The organism is Geobacillus sp. TFV-3 (assembly GCF_009901865.1).
GTDB classification, from domain to species: domain Bacteria; phylum Bacillota; class Bacilli; order Bacillales; family Anoxybacillaceae; genus Geobacillus; species Geobacillus thermoleovorans_A.
In genome coordinates this window covers 667,454-686,922 of record NZ_MPSP01000001.1, presented here as the reverse complement: position 1 = coordinate 686,922, position 19,469 = coordinate 667,454, and the positions used below count along the sequence as shown (strand labels likewise).

Here is a 19,469-nt window from a genome sequence, read left to right as displayed (position 1 = left end):
AAACGTTTTTCACCCATCCCGATTAGGCGCGCTCGCTTTCGTTGGCGATTTGGACGCAACGTTGTACAATACATGGTGAACGATCGATTTTGCAACAGAAAGGAACGAACGCCCATGATTTACCCATACAAAGGCAAAACGCCGCAAATTGCCGCCTCCGCCTTTATCGCCGACTATGTGACGATCACCGGCGATGTCGTGATCGGCGAAGAGACGAGCATTTGGTTCAACACCGTCATTCGCGGCGACGTGGCGCCGACCATCATCGGCAACCGGGTCAATATTCAAGATAACTCAATTTTGCATCAAAGTCCAAACAATCCGCTTATCATTGAAGACGGCGTGACGGTCGGCCATCAAGTCATTTTGCACAGCGCCATCGTGCGCCAAAACTCGCTGATCGGCATGGGCTCGATCATTTTGGACCGCGCGGAAATCGGGGAAGGCGCGTTTATCGGCGCCGGCAGTTTAGTGCCGCCGGGCAAAAAAATTCCGCCCAACACGCTCGCCCTCGGCCGGCCGGCGAAAGTCGTCCGCGAGCTGACGGACGACGACATCCGTGAAATGGAGCGCATCCGCCGCGAATATGTCGAGAAAGGGCAGTATTACAAAGCGCTGCAGCAACAGCGGACATCGTGCGCCAACAAAAAAGAGCTGCCGTGATCAGGTTAGGCAGCTCTTTTTCTTTCATCACTTATCCGCCAACGCCAGCGCTTGTTCTTTCAACAAGGCGGCTTTGTCGGTGCGCTCCCACGGCAGGTCGATGTCCGTACGCCCAAAATGGCCGTAAGCGGCCGTCTGTTTGTAAATCGGGCGGCGCAAGTCGAGCATTTTGATGATGCCCGCCGGGCGGAGATCGAAGTTGTTGCGCACGACTTCAACCAAAATGTCTTCCGACACTTTGCCCGTGCCGAACGTATCGATCGAAATCGAGACCGGGCGGGCAACGCCAATCGCGTAGGCGAGCTGCACTTCGCATTTATCGGCCAATCCTGCCGCAACGATGTTTTTCGCGACATAGCGGGCCGCATACGCCGCCGAACGGTCGACTTTCGTCGGATCTTTGCCCGAGAACGCGCCGCCGCCGTGGCGGGCGTAGCCGCCGTACGTATCGACAATGATTTTCCGCCCCGTCAATCCGGCATCCCCTTGCGGACCGCCGATGACAAACCGCCCTGTCGGGTTGATGAAATAGTTCGTGTTCTCATCCAGCAGTTCCGCCGGCACGACCGGCTTGATGACATGCTCCTTAATGTCGCGTTGGATTTGATCCTGCGTAATTTCCGGATGGTGCTGCGCGGAAACGACGATCGTATCGACGCGCACCGGTTTGCCGTTTTCATCGTATTCAATCGTCACTTGCGTTTTCCCGTCCGGCCGCAAGTACGGCAGGACGTCCGTTTTGCGCACTTCCGCCAAGCGGCGCGCCAAGCGGTGCGCAAGCGAAATCGGCAACGGCATCAATTCTTCCGTCTCATTGCAGGCAAAACCAAACATGAGCCCTTGGTCGCCGGCGCCGATCGCTTCAATTTCCTCGTCAGTCATTTGGCCTTCACGCGCCTCGAGCGCTCGGTCAACCCCCATCGCAATGTCCGGCGATTGTTCGTCAATCGACGTCAACACCGCGCACGTATCGGCGTCAAACCCGTATTTGGCGCGCGTGTAGCCGATCTCCCGGACCGTATCGCGGACGATGCGCGGAATGTCCACGTACGTTGATGTCGTGATTTCCCCGCTGACGAGCACAAGTCCCGTCGTGACGCTCGTTTCGCAGGCGACGCGGGCGTTCGGGTCTTTTTCCAAAATGGCATCCAAAATCGCATCAGAAATTTGGTCGCAAATTTTATCCGGATGTCCTTCCGTCACAGACTCTGAAGTAAACAAGCGGCGTTTGGCTGACATTCGGTTTGTTTCCTCCTCTTGGCATAATGTGGCGACACGGAACTCATTTCCCTTTTTCCCTTCGCAATATAAAAAACCTTTCCTGTAACGGCTGAGGAAAGGTCATGGCAATCGTATTGCTTCCTTTCACTCTTATCGTTCAAGGACTGCGCCTTGCCACAGGTTAGCACCATTTCACACATGTAAAGTTGTGACGGTTGCTGGGTTTCATCGGGCCTGTCCCTCCACCGGCTCGGGATAAGAGTATCCGTTCAATGACTTATCATATCGCAATGGAATCGGCAAAGTCAACTATCAAAATTCATTTTTTATCATTTCCAGCCGCGAAAATTCTTTCCTCTAAAAGGCTGGTGAAGAAACCACTGTTCTTCTCCAATCAGTGGTTCTCCGTGAAAATGAAGGACCGGCTTTGCAGGATTTCTCAATTTGAAAAACATCGCTGGAGAGCGGCATTTTCAGTTAAATCACCAGTCCTCTAAAAGGCTGGTGATTTAGTGAAAAGTCGCGGAAAACGGACTCCCTTCTCAAATTGAGAAGTCCTGTAAAATCAACGCTTCTCTTTCATCCGAAAGCAACGGGTTCGGCGAAATCGGTCGTTTTTCACCATCCCTCTAAGGAAATGGGGAAAAATAAAGTTTGAAAAACCCACACAATTAGTATGGACTATTAATAAAAATGTGTTATACTATTTTCAAGAGTGATTATAAAAAGAAGGCAGGTTTTGAATATGGGGATCGCAAACATGACAAATAAGCTTGATGTATTGCTGCAAAAACCGTACGTTCGCCATCAACTGTCCGTCGCCGAGCTCGTCGAGAAAGTGCTGCAGCGGAATGAAGGACGGCTGACCCACACCGGGGCGGTCGCGGTGACAACCGGCAAGTACACCGGACGGTCGCCGAAAGACAAATACATCGTCGAAGAACCATCAACGAAGCAAACGATCGACTGGGGAGCGGTCAACCAACCGATGTCTCCGGAGACGTTTGATAAACTGTACGACAAAGTGCTCGATTATTTAATGAAGAAAGATGAGCTGTTCGTGTTTAAAGGCTTTGCCGGCGCCGATCCGAAATATCGGCTGCCGATTCAAGTCGTCAACGAATTCGCTTGGCACAACTTGTTCGTCCATCAGCTGTTCATCCGCCCGAGCGCCGAGGAGCTCGCCGCGCATGAGCCGCAATTTACGGTCATTTGCGCGCCGAACTTTAAAGCCGACCCGAATGTGGACGGCACGCGCTCGGAAGCGTTCATCATCATCTCGTTTGAACGGCGCACCGTGTTGATCGGCGGCACCGAATATGCCGGAGAAATGAAAAAATCGATTTTCTCGGTGATGAACTATTTGCTGCCGGAACAAGGCATCCTGCCGATGCACTGCTCGGCCAACGTCGGCCAGGAAGGCGACGTCGCCCTCTTTTTCGGCTTGTCGGGAACGGGAAAAACGACGCTTTCGACCGACCCGAACCGCCGCTTGATCGGCGATGACGAACACGGCTGGTCAAGCCGAGGCATTTTCAACATCGAAGGCGGCTGCTATGCAAAATGCATCCATCTATCGCGTGAAAAAGAGCCGCAAATTTTTGACGCCATCGGCTTCGGCGCGGTGCTCGAAAACGTCATCCTCGATGACGCGACGCGCGTGCCGAATTACGACGACGGCACGCTGACGGAAAACACGCGCGCCGCCTACCCGCTTCAAGCGATCCAAAACATCATCGATCCGAGCGTCGCCGGCCATCCGTCCACGATCGTGTTTTTGACGGCCGATGCGTTCGGCGTCCTGCCGCCGATCAGCAAGCTGACGCGTGAACAGGCGATGTACCATTTCTTGAGCGGCTACACAAGCAAGCTCGCCGGCACCGAACGCGGCGTCACTGAACCGGAAGCGACGTTCTCGACATGCTTTGGCGCGCCGTTTTTGCCGCGCCCGGCCGTCGAATACGCGGAAATGCTCGGGCAAAAAATCGCCGAACACAACGTCCGCGTCTTTTTGGTCAACACCGGCTGGACCGGGGGGCCGTACGGCGTCGGCAGCCGCATGAAGCTCGCCTACACCCGCGCGATGGTGCAAGCCGCCGTCGAAGGGGAGCTCGACAACGTCGAGACGGTGCAAGACCCGATTTTCGGCCTCGCCATCCCGGCGCACGTCCCGGGCGTGCCCGATGACGTCCTTCAGCCGCAAAACACATGGGCCGACAAACAGGCGTACGAACAAAAAGCGAAAGAGCTGGCGCAAAAGTTCCGCGCCAACTTCCAAAAATTCGCCCACATCGATCCGTCCATTGAAAAACTCGGCGGACCGCTCGTTTAACAAGAACCCGGCCGGACAGGGAGCCGTTCCCTGTCCGGCCGTTTTTTCTGTTCTTTCCTTTGCTTTGGACTCCGACACTGAATCCTTTGGTGAACTACCCGCCACCTACACTTCGCTTAGAGGTGGAGGCTTCAAGCGACTTGTGCGTGTTTGCTGAACGGTAAGCCACACACAAGAACCCTTTACGCTTCCCTTCATTCCGAAGGTGTCCGTTCTAACCATAGACTATCATATTCGTTGGCGATTGGCAACCGAAATTCATCTCCCGCCTACTCACTGGGCTGTGCCCTTCACGTTCCTTGAGGCGGGAGACTTCTTTCGGAAATTACGTTAAAATAAGCTGTATTGCCCATACTATCAAGTTTATATCCTTTGTATACCACTTATTTTTAGGATAGCCTATTTATAAAGTACAAATTCAAAATCGCTCTGCTACGGCGGAAAAGAAGCGGTTTTTCCCGCTGAACTCCGCTGTTTTTTCCGCTGCTTCCGTTTTCCTTTTTCGTCGATCACTTGCTCTAACCCTTTTCCCATTAATTTGAAGGCAAAAATCGCAACGATAAAGGCAACACACGGCCCGACAACAATCCATTGGTCAAGCATCATTTCCCGATAGGAAAGACCGATCAAGCCGGACCATTCGTTCGAAAGAGAGATCGCCACCTTCTCCGGAGGGCCCAACCCATCGGAATTGTCGATAATTTTTACGCCTCCTAGCAAAATTTGAAACGCTCCGAGATGCACAAGCAGCAAGAGCGACTGCACCGTCTGCTGGATAAACAGTAAAAACAGCCGCGGCCGCATATACGGGAGAACGTGCTTGCGGATGAGCCAAAAGTTATTAGCTCCCATCAGCCGGGAAGAAACGACAAATTCATTTTGTAAAAAGACAGCGATATCATTGCCGATGACCAGCATTAACGGCGGAAGCGCAACAGCCGCCAACACCAATATTTGTTTTATCAACACTTCCATTCCGGCTCCTTGCTCCTCCAATGGAATGAAAGCAAAAAAGAGCATCGTTAAAAATATCGCTGGCACAAAACGAAATGCGCGGACGATGGACTCGGCAATAAAACGAAATTTCTGTAAATAAAAAGCATAAATGATTCCGCCGACCGTCCCGAACGCCAGCCGCAGCAAACTGACTGCCAACGCGGTGAAAATCGTATATTTCGCCCCGTCGATGACTTTCCAAAACACATCTTCGCCTTGGCGGTCGACGCCAAACAGATGGACCCAGCTCGGCGGGTACGGTGGAACATCAACGAGCCGTCCAGCCTCATTGTAGATCCGCTCCGGCGGCTGTGGAATGATGTCTTTCAGCCAATAAGAATATAAAAAACTGGCCAGCAATAGACCGGCCGCGATGATAAACCCTGCCGTAAAATAAACGTTACGGAATGCGCGCATCACGCTACGCCCCTCTCTATTCCCGTCAAATAAGCAATCACTCGTTTCCCGGCCACATCAATGATGTAAAACGGCAAAAACAGCATGGCAAGACCGATAGCCACTACTTCCGGCGTATGGCGCTGCTCATACAAAAACCGGAAAAATCCGTGCATATTAAACAAATATTCCGTCACTAACAAGTTCGACAGCATAAACCAAAACAAATATTGCATGTTAGAAAACACGGTGATCAGCGCATTGCGGAACATGTGGCGCCATAGCACTGCCGTTTTTGACAAGCCTTTGGCTAGCGCATATTCAACGTATGGCTTGTCCTTTTCTTCCGTAAACGCAAGAAATGTCATTTGGAACAGCATAATTGAAGGCAAAATTGAAATCATTACAATCGGTAACACGTATACATTGTCAAAACCGGCAACCGGATCGACAATAAGCAAATCTGTCTTTTTAAACACCCAGATGACAAACAGTTGCGTGGAAAAAATAAAGATAACATCGGGGATCGACTCAAGAAAAAACGCGATTCCTTTAACAATCTTTTGCAGCGGGCGCGGAAGCAAAAAGCAGATGTAGGCTCCCGTAACGGCTATAAGGAAGGAAACAGCCAGCGCCCCCCATAAAATAATAAGGGAATAGGCATACGGCTCCATCATCGTTGAGAGCAGGGGAGCATTGTGCCATTGCGAGAGCGAAACCGTTATATCACGAATATAAAAAAAGCTCCAAAACAGCTGCTGAAATTGCTGCCAAAACACCGTGACCATTTGCGGGCTCGGAAACAAGGAATAGCTTTGCGCAAACGCGATAATCGCCATAATCGTTAAAATGGTAAGCAACAAATCCGCCAGCACCGTCAAGGCGAGTTTCCATTTCTTCATAAGGCTGATCCCCCTCCTTCGGAGCATGGGCAAACGATTGCTTTATGTTCCTTTCAGCTGTAAGCTGCCAGTGCTTGCATTTTAATAAGATGGTGCCGGAGGCAACGTTTCTGCTAACATTGATTGCTGCCCTGCCATTCCATCGCCTATTTTAAAGATGCGGTCATACATTTTAATTCCTGCATATGTTTGTCCGTCTGTTTTATATTCTACTCTGCCCGACGAGTCTTTTTTGATGAGCTCTCCCTTTTCACCATACTTTTCTTTTACTCGCTTCGGTTGCAATTCTGGCAAAAACATCACGTCCAGCTCATATTCCTTAGCTCGCTCCGGTCTTTTCGCGCTCCATGAATAACTTCCATCTTCCCCAACTTTTACTTTTTCCTCGAGTACTTGTTTGCCCCCCTCGATTTCTTTCATAACAATTTGCACGACGGCGCCTTTTGGCAGATTGCTGTTCCCGTTTAGCACCACTTGGTCACCGATCGTTTTGACCGCACCACCTAGTTTTACCGTTTGCTCCACTTTCGGTTTGGCACAGCCGACCAGCACCAATAGCAACAACAACGTAAGGACCACCGTCATTCGGATATACTTCATAAAAACCCTCCTTATATGTACGTATAAGCATCTTTCAAAAAGAAAAATATTATACTATGTGAAATATTGTCAATAACGATTTAAAATTTCCCAATTTCAACGAAATGAAATTCCCCATTATGAACGTTTAATTAGGCAACTGGGCAGGATAAACTCCTGCTTTTTTCTTTTCTCGTAGACGATAAGAATCGCCTTTGATATTAAAAAGGTAATGGCGTGATGTAATAGGCGATCTAAAATCGCTGTCGCTAGTACATCATCACCGAATACTTTCCCCCATTCGAGATAGGATTTATTCGATGTGAGAATCATAGAGCCTTGTTCATATCGTTTCGATACGACCTGAAAAAAGACATTCGCCGTTAGCTCATCAAAAGGAAAGTAACCTACCTCATCAATAATGAGTACATCTGGACGACTCCAACGATTCACTAATCGCTGGAGAGTCCCTTTTTCGTTTGCCTTTCGGCATTCAGCCACTAAATCGTCTGCGGTTAAGAATAAAGCCGTATACCCTTGCGTGATGGCTTCCACCGCAAAGGAAATCGCTAAATGCGTCTTTCCAACACCCGGTGGGCCTAGTAAGATTCGATTTTCCCCGTTGGCAATAAACCGACAGGTCAGCGTTTCTTTGACTCTTTTTTCACTGAGATACTCGGTTGAAAGGAAAAGTCAAAGTCATGAATCGTTTTGATATAAGGTAATTTTGCTCGTTTCATTCGCTTTTCTAGTTGTTGAGATTCTTGATATTCAATTTCTTGTAAAACAATAGTGTTTAGAAACTCAGAATATGATACATTATCTCTAGAAGCGTCTTCTAATAAACTATCTAGTTGGTGGGCTGTGTGGTGCCAACCAAGCTCTGATGATGAACGAGGTATCCAAAAATGATTCAAGAAATTCTTTGGTATTTATGCCCAACCATAACTATTGCTTTTTTGTTGTTTCTTAAGTTCAACAATGATATGACCAATTTGGGTATATTGCCAAGAATTGGGCATTATTATGATTTATGATTCCCGATTTTGTGATGGAATATGCAATGTCTGGCGAAATGGCCTCTCTTTTAGAAGTATTATTTCAAAGGTTTGTTTTTGAAAAACTTATTTTTCCATCCATTCTTGGAGACAATTGGTGGATTTGCTTCATCAATTTGGTTACCTTCGTGTATTTTTTAGCTAGTTGCTCTAAAATCTTCGTTAATTAACATAAGACTTAGTTCTTTAGGATTTTTAATCCCTGTACTAATCTCGATTTCTTCTGACTGATTTATCAAATATACATAAGGTGTACTATTAACTTTATATGTATTAAAGAGGTATGCAGCTTTGATATATATTATTGATTCATTGATGTTTTCTAAAACAAGCTGATCATTATTACTTTCATCGTTGTTTATTAACATAATTTTAAAGTTAGCTCGATTGCTAATGTTAGGTAACTCTTTCACAACTCTCTTACATGTTGGGCAAGTACTACTAATAAACAATAATAGGACTTTTTGTTGTTCCAAGATCTCTTTTAAAACCACTTTTTTACCTTGATAATCTAAAGCACGAAAAGCAGGAGCCTTGTCTCCATTTTGCAAACTTCCAAACTGAATCCCTTTTATGGTTCTGATCTCGGATAAAAAAGTTCTCACAAGTTTAATAATAGAGTAAATTATATATGATTGAATAAGTAGAAGTATCATTACTAAAAAAAGTAAAGTATTTGAAAGCATAACTACCATCCTTTCTAAATTCTAGTAAATATACTTAAAAATAAAGTGCATAATCTCATTTATTTTTTTGAGTTCCTTTAAAACTTGAACATATATTAAAAATACACTTACGATAATGAAAGATAATAAAGTTTGAACTGTCAAATAATTCATGGAGTATTTAGATTTAAATAAAATAAAGGCAATCAAAATTATTACTGCATTTCTTAATACCATCCAGTAAGAGAGCCTCTCATTTTCCAAAACCCCACCACATCCACAAGAAAAATTTTGGTTTCCTTTAAAAAGGTTAATCACTATAAATATTGAAAAAATGGACAAAAGCAGAGATATGGTTAACAAACAATAGAAATTTACACCTGATAAAGCCAATGAAAATGTAATGAAGCCCTCACTTAATACTATAAAAAGGTAAACAAATTTTACAAATAAGGGGTGTTTAATTCCATAATTCCTTATAGTAACATCATATCTTTCTTTATGCATAATTTTACTTATTGTTGAAGATAAGAAAATTAGTATAAGAAATATTAATAAAAGGGTAAATATAGAATTATTAAAATTCATATTAATACCCCTTTCTGAAGGTTATACCAATGGGATTGAGACTCATACATTTTTTTGTACTCCCCATTAAGGGAAAGAAGTTCGGTGTGAGTACCGCTTTCCACAATCTGTCCATCTTTCATCACTAAAATTTCGTCTGCTAAGCTCGCAACTCCTAACCTATGGGTAACTATAATAATGGATTTGTCACATTCATTTAAAATATCTTCTAAAATCTCTTTTTCTGATACAGGATCAAGAGCTGCTGTAGGTTCATCTAAAATTATTAGGTCACTTTCTCGAAATAGCGCTCTACCGAGAGCTATTTTTTGCCATTGTCCACCCGATAGCTCATTCCCCCCTTCGAAGTATCTACCAAGTAGAGAATCAAACCTATTTGGCAGTTTGTTAATTATCTCTAACAAATTAACTTTTTCCTCACATTTCGCACCCTCCCGACGAAAATCGGGAGGATTTTTTCATCCCGATGTCGAATAGGTCCTTGGTACACAAGGAATGCAAAGGAGTTTCCACACCATGGACGTTCGAATTCGTGCTATTTATGAAAGTTCCTATTTGAATATAATAAGCGCCATCTTCAAGGATCTTGGCCTCCCCCAGCTGATTGACCGGCTGGTTCCGGTGGATCCCCAATGCCAAACCCGAGCCAGCGATGTGGTCTGGCTGCTCATCCTGGATATCTTGAGCGGCCGTCAAGCGCTGGTTCATTTGGAACGATGGGCGCATGAAATCGATTTGCCCAAGCTGATCCGGCCGGGGCTCCAGCCTTCTTGGTTCAATGACGATGCCATCGCCCGCCATCTGGATCGCCTGTATGATGCCAACATCCATCAAGTCATTTCGGCTTGCCTTGTGCAGATCTACAAGGAGGAAGGCATCCCCCTTCGGGTGTTCCATGCCGATACGACCGATGTATCGGTTTACGGCACGTATGAATCGGCCTCGCCGGATACCCTGCATATTGCCCATGGCTACAACCGGCAACACCATTGGCAAAAGCAGATCGGCTTCGGACTGATCGGCAACGAGGATGGCGTTCCTTTTTATGGAGATGTGCACGACGGCAACCTGCCGGACAAAACGTGGAATCCCGAGGTGCTGTCCCGTGTCCATGAGCAGCTGAAGCAAGCGAAGATCGAGGACGAATGGATTTATGTGGCGGATTCCGCCGCGATGACGAAGGACACGCTGGCGCAAACGAAAGCGGCGAACGCCTTTTTGATCACCAGAGGCCCTTCGTCGCTCCGGATCGTGAAAACCGTGCTGGCGCAAGCCGATGCCAGGGACACGACGTGGAGCGATCCATTTTCGCTGGCGGAGAAAAACGGCGCCACGTATCGGGTATGGGAAACGACATCGACGTATGAAGGACATCCGGTTCGGCTGGTCGTCGTCGAATCGAGTGCCCTCGACCAACGGAAAGGAAAGACGCTCGAAAAAGAACGAGCACAAGAAGCGGAGCTTCTTGCGCAGGAACAAGCCCGTTGGGAGCGCCACCCGTTTTCGTGCCGGGAAGACGCCGAACAAGCCTTGGCATCCCTCAAGGCATCCCTTCGTCCCCGGTTCCATCGAGTGGAGGCCGTCGTCGAAGAGATCGTGCGCCCGAAAAAACGGCGCGGACGGCCGAAAAAAGGGGCGGAACCGGAAATGGAGACGCTGTACACCCTTCGCCTGAGCGTGGAATTCGACCAAGACGCGTGGGAACAGGCGAGACGGAAAGCGTCCCGGTTTGTTCTCGTCACGACGGTGCCGGAGGAATGGAAGGACCGACGAATGGACGCGAAAGAGATCTTGAAGCTGTATAAAGGGCAGATCTCGGTGGAAATGAACTTCTCCTTCCTGAAAGATCCGTTCTTTACGGACGAGATTTACGTGAAAAAACCGGAACGAGTGGCGGTGTTGGGCTATTTGTTTCTCCTCGCATTGGCCATTTACCGCGTCTTCCAGCGCCGGGTGCGTCAGTTTATTACGCCGGAGTGCCCGTTAAAGGGCGCAGGAGGCCGCAAGCTGACCCGTCCGACCGGGCAGGCGATTTTTCAGTTGTTCTGGTATGTGAAAGTCGTCCTGTTGGAGCTGCCGGATGGGCAAATCCAACGCGCGTTAGGGAAACCGCTCACCTACGAGCAGCGAAGGATTCTGCAAGAGTTGGGAATGGACGAAAGCATTTACGTCTAATCTCATAAGGAACGATGAGCGATGGTAAAAAAAGGATTGCCATCGCTTGTTGTGTTGGCTCAAAAAATATTTTAAAAAAATGAATAAAAAATCCTTTGTTTCTGCACTACTGGGGTGCGAAATGTGAGTTTTTCAGCAACATTTTGGAGTCTAATATTGTCATCCATGTTAGAGAAGCTACTTATTCCTATATTCTCTCTTACCGTTAATTCGTATGATATAAAATCTTGGAACAAAACGGATATTCTGTCTTGTAGACTTTCAATATCTACTTCTTTGATTGGAATTCCATTTATAAAAATAGGTAAGTTTTCTTTGGAATATAATCCTGTTATACACTTTATAAGTGTTGTTTTCCCGCTTCCATTTTCCCCTACGATTGCTATTTTTTTGCCTGGATTAATATTAAAGCTTATCCCTTTTAAAGTATCAAAATTATTATTTGGATATCTGAACCAAAGATTTTTCACCTCCAATCTATGTAATTTTTCTATTTTGTTTAACTTCACTTCATTTCTAGGCTTAATATGAATAAATTTCATATAGTCCTCGATGAAAATTAAAGTTCCTTTAAAATCAGAATAGCTTTTCGCAATGTTATTTAAACTCGTCTGAAAAAGCTGTATGGATTGAATGGTAGCAACTAAATCTGCTGCCATATTTGAATTTTTAAAATCAATGATTATTACTAATCCTGAAAGAGTAAAGGTTAATAAAATTATTAGTTCCGCAGAAAATAATGTTTTCGATTTTGTTTTTATAAAATTTAGCTTTTTTTCTGCTAGTAATAAAAACTGTTTTTTCCAATTTAGTTCTAAAAAGTTAAATGCATTAAATAGTATAATCTCTTTTAAAGTATTCCGATTAGTCAATAAATTTACGAAATACTGTTCCTTTCTAGTTGCCGGCATGAGTTCGTTGATCAAAGAAAAGTTTTTTCGGTTAAACTTTATCGAAGTCAAAGTGTAAGGGACAATGCCTAAAATAATGATAAGAACAACTATCCAATTAATAGTTAATAAATATACTAATACTGATATAGCGCTGATTAAGTTACTAATAAGACCAATCAAATGATTTACAGATTCGATTATATTACTTGTATTGCTTGAAACTCTTTGAAAACTATCGTAGAATGAAGGATTCTCAAAATCGAGATAATCTAAACTCTTCACTTTTTGTAACATAGATGAAGTTGTTTCAAGAGATAATTTGTTATCAATAATCTGATCGTTAATATTCAGAATATGATTCCCAATAAAAGGGATTATATTGCTTATAATTTGTAGAGTAAAAATAAATATTAACATTTTTAGTGATCCATCATCTTGCATGAAATTCATAATTTCTTCTATTAATTTTTGGAACAAATGAATACTAATGATAGGAATTAATGAATTAATAAAATTTAGAAAGATCAGCACAATTAAGTTGATTCTACATTTATTCCAATAAATAGATAATATGAATTTTAATGTATCCATACCATATCAACCCTCTTAATAAACGTATTTACATTCAAGGGAATATCTACTACTATAATATCAGAAATAGCCCAAAAAGTCTAATTTTATTAAGAAATTCGACTTATTGTGAGGGGAAGAAATTTGTTAAATGTATTATCTTACACTTTTTACATACTACTTTTTTCCCTATCTACATTCTATTCATTTATTTCCTTACAAAACCTCAAAAATATTACTCATAAAAATTCAGAAACTAACCTAAAACATAGTGAAATTGATTATTCGAAAAGTTTCATTAATTATCCATTAAAAGATAGAAAAGGAGAAACAGCGTTTTTAAAAATTGACCATAAATATTTAAATATTGTAGCAATCTTAAATAGTAACTGTTCACATTGTACAGAACACTTTGAGGAGTTTTGGTATCTTTTAACGTCTAATAATCTTAAAATTTCTTTACAGATTCTTATTAACGAAAACAGCAATGAATTACTCCATTATTTAGATTTAGTAGATCCCAATTTATCTATTTTTCAATACAAGAACGATTTAATAGATGAATTTCGCATCCCTTACTATCCCGCTTTTATAGTTTTAAATGAACAAGGAAAGATTAAGTTTTCAACTCCAGATTTATATGAACTTTATTCATTGTTTTTGAGAAGAGATTCTCTTTTAACCAACAATTAAATTTATGAAAGAAGGGGAGGATAATTAATGAGTAAGTTTTTATCTGGATTAATTTCTCCTAATTATGTTCCTTGTTCATCTACTTATTTTTATAAGTATTGCAGTACAGATAACCGTTGTTGGAATTATGGATTTAAAGCAACTTTAGGATATTATAGAGATTCAAGAACTGGCGAACAATGCTCTTCTGTACAGCTTTGTAACTGCGGTTGCTAATTAAAAATGTAGAGATCTTTTCTTCAACATAAAAAAGAGAATCTCTTCTTCAACATAAAAATAAATGGGGCTGACCCAAAAGGGCAATTCCCCTTAAACAAAGCACAACATATTGTTTCTTAATGATTGTTTTATACCTATATACGGTAATAAGAAAGGGTGTCCCGATCCCTTTGGGACACCCTCATTTATTTTAGCTTAATTTCGGGATATTCCAGCATCAGCTCGTTCAAATTGCAATCTATATGACAAAGACGAAGAGTTTTTATTGAATAAGGTTCCGAAAACAGGGGGAACAATAATAGTGATAAAAAGTGCGATCATAAAAATGGCAAATGAAAAAGGATTTATCTGTTTTCCGATTTCATCTTCATGTTTTTTCACAAAATTTTTTATTTGAGCATTCTTTGTGACTGATGCAGAATCGACAAGTTTCTGATCATCTAAATCATAATAGTATATCTGTTTTGCATCAAAATAAAAAATGCTGTCTCTAACTTCTTTTCCTTCTGCCAATACTACTTTAACGTTTTTTGTTTGTTTTGTATCTCCTTCAGTGACTTCGGCAGAAGTTGTTAGGCTATCGAGTATTTCAGCGGAATTATCCTTATAATAGGTAAGAGTTTTTTTGAATTCTTTGTTAATTGCTCCTGTAATATCTTGATTATCTTTTGCCAATGCTGCGAAAGGAGCAACCCAGAGTAATGATAAAATTAAAAAGAAAATAATTTTTTTCATCTTATCACCTCTTTTGAATATTTTTTATAAATTATACCATATTTTTTCATCTTGATAAACTCCTTATGTGTAAAATTTTTGTTGCGATTCTAATTTATCTCTTTGCGAAGCCTTGCTTTATCAACTGTATAGGGTTCCTACTTTTTTCTGGTAAATGATGACCTATCATGAACTGCACCCAAATTGTTAGACACAACTAACCATTGGAGGTGCAGTTTTTATATGACTAAATACAGTTTAGAAACTAAATTAGCTGCAGTTAGGGCTTATCTTGAAGGGGTAGGGTAACCGCACAAAAGTATAATCTATGTTGAGGCAATACGGAATCCAGACGAACATGATTCAAAGGGGAAACTGTTATGACAGCACATGTGCAGAATCGTTTTACAGCATCATTAAAAAAGAACTTATTTTCCACGAAACCTTTACGACAAGGAAAGAAGCGAAACAACGGATTTTTGAATACATTGAGTATTTTTATCTCACATTTCGCACCCTCCCGATGAAAATCGGGAGGATTTTTTCATCCCGATGTCGAATAGGTCCTTGGTACACAAGGAATGCAAGGAGTTTCCACACCATGGACGTTCGAATTCGTGCTATTATATAATAAGCGCCATCTTCAAGGATCTTGGCCTCCCCCCAGCTGATTGACCGGCTGGTTCCGGTGGATCCCCAATGCCAAACCCGAGCCAGCGATGTGGTCTGGCTGCTCATCCTGGATATCTTGAGCGGCCGTCAAGCGCTGGTTCATTTGGAACGATGGGCGCATGAAATCGATTTGCCCAAGCTGATCCGGCCGGGGCTCCAGCCTTCTTGGTTCAATGACGATGCCATCGCCCGCCATCTGGATCGCCTGTATGATGCCAACATCCATCAAGTCATTTCGGCTTGCCTTGTGCAGATCTACAAGGAGGAAGGCATCCCCCTTCGGGTGTTCCATGCCGATACGACCGATGTATCGGTTTACGGCGCGTATGAATCGGCCTCGCCGGATACCCTGCATATTGCCCATGGCTGCAACCGGCAACACCATTGGCAAAAGCAGATCGGCTTCGGACTGATCGGCAACGAGGATGGCGTTCCTTTTTATGGAGATGTGCACGACGGCAACCTGCCGGACAAAACGTGGAATCCCGAGGTGCTGTCCCGTGTCCATGAGCAGCTGAAGCAAGCGAAGATCGAGGACGAATGGATTTATGTGGCGGATTCCGCCGCGATGACGAAGGACACGCTGGCGCAAACGAAAGCGGCGAACGCCTTTTTGATCACCAGAGGCCCTTCGTCGCTCCGGATCGTGAAAACCGTGCTGGCGCAAGCCGATGCCAGGGACACGACGTGGAGCGATCCATTCTCGCTGGCGGAGAAAAACGGCGCCACGTATCGGGTATGGGAAACGGCCTCGACGTATGAAGGACATCCGGTTCGACTGGTCGTCGTCGAATCGAGTGCCCTCGACCAACGGAAAGGAAAGACGCTCGAAAAAGAACGAGCACAAGAAGCGGAGCTTCTTGCGCAGGAACAAGCCCGTTGGGAGCGCCACCCGTTTTCGTGCCGGGAAGACGCCGAACAAGCCTTGGCATCCCTCAAGGCATCCCTTCGTCCCCGGTTCCATCGAGTGGAGGCCGTCGTCGAAGAGATCGTGCGCCCGAAAAAACGGCGCGGACGGCCGAAAAAAGGGGCGGAACCGGAAATGGAGACGCTGTACACCCTTCGCCTGAGCGTGGAATTCGACCAAGACGCGTGGGAACAGGCGAGACGGAAAGCGTCCCGGTTTGTTCTCGTCACGACGGTGCCGGAGGAATGGAAGGACCGACGAATGGACGCGAAAGAGATCTTGAAGCTGTATAAAGGGCAGATCTCGGTGGAAATGAACTTCTCCTTCCTGAAAGATCCGTTCTTTACGGACGAGATTTACGTGAAAAAACCGGAACGAGTGGCGGTGTTGGGCTATTTGTTTCTCCTCGCATTGGCCATTTACCGCGTCTTCCAGCGCCGGGTGCGTCAGTTTATTACGCCGGAGTGCCCGTTAAAGGGCGCAGGAGGCCGCAAGCTGACCCGTCCGACCGGGCAGGCGATTTTTCAGTTGTTCTGGTATGTGAAAGTCGTCCTGTTGGAGCTGCCGGATGGGCAAATCCAACGCGCGTTAGGGAAACCGCTCACCTACGAGCAGCGAAGGATTCTGCAAGAGTTGGGAATGGACGAAAGCATTTACGTCTAATCTCATAAGGAACGATGAGCGATGGTAAAAAAAGGATTGCCATCGCTTGTTGTGTTGGCTCAAAAAATATATAAGTTGCAATAAAGAATTTCCGATTTTTCGCTTCCGCTTTTATCTCAATACGAGCTGATATGATATAACGTGGAAGGTAGTAAGCTGGATGTAAAACAAAATTTCAACTTATATATTTTAAAAAAATGAATAAAAAATCCTTTGTTTCTGCACTACTGGGGTGCGAAATGTGAGCTCTAAACAGAATAAGGGGGAGGCTTCCATTGCTTCAGTATATCCTTTTACCTTTAGAAGATTGTTGAAAATCAACCCGTTTTCCTTCGTCCCATCGTTTTAGGGCGCGGCAAAAATCCAGTTTCATCAAAGACTGAAGATCTGATTTTTGGCTCATTTTGACTATTCCATCACCAGTCGTTTCAATGATCAAAGAGAGGATTGAGGTCATGAAAAATAAAACATTTCACTTCCTTTGGATCGGACAATCTTTCGCGAATTTCGGAGATGTGTTCTACATTGTTTCCGTTGTCTCTTACCTATATCATTTGACATCGAAAGCCATGGCTGCCGCATTAGTCCCTTTTTTCGTTACATTGTCGTTATTTATTAGTGGAATCGTCGCACCGATATTTTTCGAAAAATATAAACTAAAAACGTTATTGTCCTACGGACAACTGTGTAAAACATTTCTGCTGCTTTTTCTCTCGCTGTTTTTGCAATGGGGTGCGGAACATCACATTGCGATCGTTTACGTTTTTGTATCATTGATCGCTTTTTTAGACGGGATCAATAATCCGATTAAAAACTCCCTCGTTCCTTTTATAGTTTCCAAGGAGGAAATCTTGAAAGCCAACAGTTTTTTAAACACGTTAGACCAATTCATCAAACTTAGCGCATGGCCGATCGGGAGTTTGATTGTCAGTTTAGGATCCCCGTTCCTTTTAATCAATATCACCTTATTGTTCTATGTCGCCTCGAGCATTCTCATGTTTCTTTTGCATATACAAGAACGCGCAAAGGAGAAGGTTGCTCAGGGTAAAGGCTTAAAGAAATTTCTCCTTTCGATCAGTCTAGGATGGGAATACACTTGGAGAAATGTGCACGCTAAATCCATCAGCGTAATGTCATTTTTTGAAGGAATAGGAAATGGTGTTTGGATTTCGGCCATCCTTTATATTTATGTGAAAGAACAATTACATTTAGGAGAGGAATGGTGGGGATATATTAACTCTGTTTTCTTTGGCGGCATGGTGATAGGGGGATTGTTAAGCGTTAAGTTTAGTCAATCGGTTGAAAAAAATCAGCAGTTTTTTGTATTGTTTGGCCCGTTTTGTATCGCTGTTGTAACGCTTTTGTTTGGTACAACGACGCACGGTGCGCTGGCGCTTATGTATTCCGCCCTGTACGGGATCATCGAACAATGGAAGCTGATCTGTCTTCAGACGATTCTTCAAAAAAATGCCCGGATGGACGCTCTGCCTCATGTTTTTGCCGTGCAAGGAGTCATTAGTTCCGTAACATTCGGAATTTCCACATTGTTAATGAGCTTTATAGCCGATGTTTACGGTATTCGTTTTTCGTTTTATTTGTCTGTTTTCTGCTTTTTCATCAGTGGTTGGATCAGTTACCGTCATCGAAAAATCTGGAGTTATAAGGAGAACCAAAAAGGAGAAATCACTGGGACTATTTTGTGAGCTCCCTCTGTAAATGATCACTTTATTTCAGAGCAAAACAAAGGAATCAGTCTTGCTTAATCATATGGCAGAGCGCAAACCGAGGGGTTGTTTGCGCTCCTGCCTTTTCAAATTTCATTCCCTTATAGGTAGGTTGAACGCTCTCCCACCTACGCTTGCGCTTCGAGGTGGGAGATTCTTGGGAACCCCCGTCCTACGGCAGGCTGTTCACCAAGCCATCCCCGTGCGTCCCACGGTTGGGCTGTCTTACGAAGACAGCAAACGAAGCCCTTCCTGCAAAATATTTCGGGCGGCGTTCTCGTCCCGATCATGTTCGGCTCCGCAGTTCGGGCACACCCACTCGCGGATGTCGAGCGATTTCACCTCAACATGCCGGCGCCCGCAGCACGAGCACCATGGGCTCGATGGAAACGTGCGGCCGACACGAACCAACGTCCGCCCGTACCATTTCGCTTTATACTCGAGCATCCGAAGCAAGCGCCCCCACGCGGAATCCGAAATGCGTTTGGCCAACTTGCGATTCTTCTGCATGTTCTGCACATGCAAGTCCTCCACGCACACCACTTGGTTTTCGCGGATGAGGCGGGTGGACAGTTTGTGCAGGAAATCGTTCCGGCAGTTGGCGATTTTCTCATGAAGCTTGGCGACTTTCAAGCGGGCTTTGCGCCAGTTCGAACCGCCCGGCTTCCGGCGAGCCATCACCCGCTGCCAGTACGCCAGCTTTTCTTCGTATCGGCGCCAATACTGAGGGTGTTCGACCTTCTCCCCAGTGGAAAGCACCACCATATGTTTCAACCCCAAATCGACGCCCACTTGCTTGTCCGTTGGAGGCAAGGGAGAGTGATGGCGGATGCCGATTC

General features: G+C 44.6%; 14 protein-coding genes, 4 pseudogenes and 1 riboswitch. Of the genes and pseudogenes, 7 read left to right on the top strand and 11 right to left on the bottom strand.

The window, feature by feature from the left end; translation table 11 throughout:
• Window positions 1-114: 114 nt before the first annotated feature.
• Window positions 115-663 (top strand): gamma carbonic anhydrase, encoded by a 549-nt coding sequence (locus BJQ97_RS03485; RefSeq protein WP_160155520.1) that lies wholly within the window; start codon window positions 115-117, stop codon window positions 661-663.
• A 27-nt stretch (window positions 664-690) separates the two neighbouring features.
• On the opposite strand, the gene metK is transcribed toward BJQ97_RS03485, so the two are convergent.
• Window positions 691-1,902, bottom strand: a complete 1,212-nt coding sequence (gene metK / locus BJQ97_RS03480; RefSeq protein ID WP_160155519.1) for a methionine adenosyltransferase — start codon at window positions 1,900-1,902, stop codon at window positions 691-693.
• 129 nt (window positions 1,903-2,031) lie between these two features.
• Window positions 2,032-2,146: riboswitch (SAM riboswitch) on the bottom strand.
• Window positions 2,147-2,629: 483 nt separating this feature from the next.
• Between metK and pckA the strand changes: the two genes are divergently transcribed.
• The gene (gene pckA, locus BJQ97_RS03475) at window positions 2,630-4,216 is read left to right on the top strand and encodes a phosphoenolpyruvate carboxykinase (ATP) (RefSeq protein WP_160155518.1); all 1,587 of its coding nucleotides are present in this window, start codon (window positions 2,630-2,632) and stop codon (window positions 4,214-4,216) included.
• A gap of 432 nt (window positions 4,217-4,648) precedes the next feature.
• On the opposite strand, the gene BJQ97_RS03470 is transcribed toward pckA, so the two are convergent.
• The 7 genes and pseudogenes from BJQ97_RS03470 to BJQ97_RS03440 all read right to left on the bottom strand — a co-directional run bounded on the left by BJQ97_RS03470 (window position 4,649) and on the right by BJQ97_RS03440 (window position 9,804).
• On the bottom strand, window positions 4,649-5,629 hold the full coding sequence (locus BJQ97_RS03470) for an ABC transporter permease (protein WP_160155517.1): 981 nt from the start codon (window positions 5,627-5,629) through the stop codon (window positions 4,649-4,651).
• Complete coding sequence (locus BJQ97_RS03465) at window positions 5,629-6,510, bottom strand: ABC transporter permease subunit (protein ID WP_066229908.1); 882 nt, start codon at window positions 6,508-6,510, stop codon at window positions 5,629-5,631. Before BJQ97_RS03465 ends, BJQ97_RS03470 begins: the two co-directional genes overlap by 1 nt.
• Window positions 6,511-6,591: 81 nt before the next feature.
• Window positions 6,592-7,110: a hypothetical protein gene (locus BJQ97_RS03460; protein ID WP_160155516.1), complete on the bottom strand. Its 519-nt coding sequence runs from the start codon at window positions 7,108-7,110 to the stop codon at window positions 6,592-6,594.
• A 127-nt stretch (window positions 7,111-7,237) separates the two neighbouring features.
• Window positions 7,238-8,006: pseudogene (gene istB, locus BJQ97_RS18150) on the bottom strand (IS21-like element helper ATPase IstB).
• Between the two features lie 278 nt (window positions 8,007-8,284).
• On the bottom strand, window positions 8,285-8,842 hold the full coding sequence (locus BJQ97_RS03450) for a TlpA family protein disulfide reductase (protein WP_083509962.1): 558 nt from the start codon (window positions 8,840-8,842) through the stop codon (window positions 8,285-8,287).
• A gap of 12 nt (window positions 8,843-8,854) precedes the next feature.
• Window positions 8,855-9,400 (bottom strand): MauE/DoxX family redox-associated membrane protein, encoded by a 546-nt coding sequence (locus BJQ97_RS18145; protein ID WP_160155515.1) that lies wholly within the window; start codon window positions 9,398-9,400, stop codon window positions 8,855-8,857.
• Complete coding sequence (locus tag BJQ97_RS03440) at window positions 9,397-9,804, bottom strand: ATP-binding cassette domain-containing protein (protein ID WP_160155514.1); 408 nt, start codon at window positions 9,802-9,804, stop codon at window positions 9,397-9,399. The genes BJQ97_RS18145 and BJQ97_RS03440 overlap by 4 nt, the downstream gene beginning before the upstream one ends.
• A 112-nt stretch (window positions 9,805-9,916) precedes the next feature.
• On the opposite strand from BJQ97_RS03440, the gene BJQ97_RS03435 reads away from it, so the two are divergent.
• A complete protein-coding gene (locus BJQ97_RS03435) occupies window positions 9,917-11,575 on the top strand; it encodes an IS1634 family transposase (protein WP_160155196.1) in 1,659 nt (552 codons plus the stop codon).
• Window positions 11,576-11,646: 71 nt separating this feature from the next.
• Here the strand turns inward: BJQ97_RS03435 and BJQ97_RS03430 are convergent, their stop codons facing one another.
• Complete coding sequence (locus BJQ97_RS03430; RefSeq protein WP_160155513.1) at window positions 11,647-13,059, bottom strand: ATP-binding cassette domain-containing protein; 1,413 nt, start codon at window positions 13,057-13,059, stop codon at window positions 11,647-11,649.
• 123 nt (window positions 13,060-13,182) lie between these two features.
• On the opposite strand from BJQ97_RS03430, the gene BJQ97_RS03425 reads away from it, so the two are divergent.
• Window positions 13,183-13,731: a hypothetical protein gene (locus tag BJQ97_RS03425; RefSeq protein WP_160155512.1), complete on the top strand. Its 549-nt coding sequence runs from the start codon at window positions 13,183-13,185 to the stop codon at window positions 13,729-13,731.
• Window positions 13,732-14,145: 414 nt separating this feature from the next.
• On the opposite strand, the gene BJQ97_RS03420 is transcribed toward BJQ97_RS03425, so the two are convergent.
• Window positions 14,146-14,685, bottom strand: a complete 540-nt coding sequence (locus BJQ97_RS03420) for a hypothetical protein (protein WP_066229898.1) — start codon at window positions 14,683-14,685, stop codon at window positions 14,146-14,148.
• A 304-nt stretch (window positions 14,686-14,989) separates the two neighbouring features.
• Here BJQ97_RS03420 and BJQ97_RS18235 point away from each other — a divergent pair.
• The 3 genes and pseudogenes from BJQ97_RS18235 to BJQ97_RS03405 all read left to right on the top strand — a co-directional run.
• Window positions 14,990-15,166 (top strand): annotated as a pseudogene (locus BJQ97_RS18235) (IS3 family transposase); the annotation flags it as partial.
• A gap of 50 nt (window positions 15,167-15,216) precedes the next feature.
• A pseudogene (locus tag BJQ97_RS03410) lies at window positions 15,217-16,906 on the top strand (IS1634 family transposase).
• Between the two features lie 455 nt (window positions 16,907-17,361).
• A complete protein-coding gene (locus BJQ97_RS03405; RefSeq protein WP_160155510.1) occupies window positions 17,362-18,609 on the top strand; it encodes an MFS transporter in 1,248 nt (415 codons plus the stop codon).
• A gap of 246 nt (window positions 18,610-18,855) precedes the next feature.
• Here the strand turns inward: BJQ97_RS03405 and BJQ97_RS03400 are convergent.
• Window positions 18,856-19,446 (bottom strand): annotated as a pseudogene (locus tag BJQ97_RS03400) (RNA-guided endonuclease TnpB family protein); the annotation flags it as partial.
• Between the last annotated feature and the right edge of the window lie 23 nt (window positions 19,447-19,469).

Excerpts from the sequence above, each read along its gene's own strand:
- BJQ97_RS03485 (WP_160155520.1), top strand. The coding sequence starts at position 115 with ATGATTTACCCATACAAAGGCAAAACGCCGCAAATTGCCGCCTCCGCC.
- metK (WP_160155519.1), bottom strand. The coding sequence starts at position 1,902 with ATGTCAGCCAAACGCCGCTTGTTTACTTCAGAGTCTGTGACGGAAGGA.
- pckA (WP_160155518.1), top strand. The coding sequence starts at position 2,630 with ATGGGGATCGCAAACATGACAAATAAGCTTGATGTATTGCTGCAAAAA.
- BJQ97_RS03470 (WP_160155517.1), bottom strand. The coding sequence starts at position 5,629 with ATGCGCGCATTCCGTAACGTTTATTTTACGGCAGGGTTTATCATCGCG.
- BJQ97_RS03465 (WP_066229908.1), bottom strand. The coding sequence starts at position 6,510 with ATGAAGAAATGGAAACTCGCCTTGACGGTGCTGGCGGATTTGTTGCTT.
- BJQ97_RS03460 (WP_160155516.1), bottom strand. The coding sequence starts at position 7,110 with ATGAAGTATATCCGAATGACGGTGGTCCTTACGTTGTTGTTGCTATTG.
- BJQ97_RS03450 (WP_083509962.1), bottom strand. The coding sequence starts at position 8,842 with ATGGTAGTTATGCTTTCAAATACTTTACTTTTTTTAGTAATGATACTT.
- BJQ97_RS18145 (WP_160155515.1), bottom strand. The coding sequence starts at position 9,400 with ATGAATTTTAATAATTCTATATTTACCCTTTTATTAATATTTCTTATA.
- BJQ97_RS03435 (WP_160155196.1), top strand. The coding sequence starts at position 9,917 with ATGGACGTTCGAATTCGTGCTATTTATGAAAGTTCCTATTTGAATATA.
- BJQ97_RS03430 (WP_160155513.1), bottom strand. The coding sequence starts at position 13,059 with ATGGATACATTAAAATTCATATTATCTATTTATTGGAATAAATGTAGA.
- BJQ97_RS03420 (WP_066229898.1), bottom strand. The coding sequence starts at position 14,685 with ATGAAAAAAATTATTTTCTTTTTAATTTTATCATTACTCTGGGTTGCT.
- BJQ97_RS03405 (WP_160155510.1), top strand. The coding sequence starts at position 17,362 with ATGAAAAATAAAACATTTCACTTCCTTTGGATCGGACAATCTTTCGCG.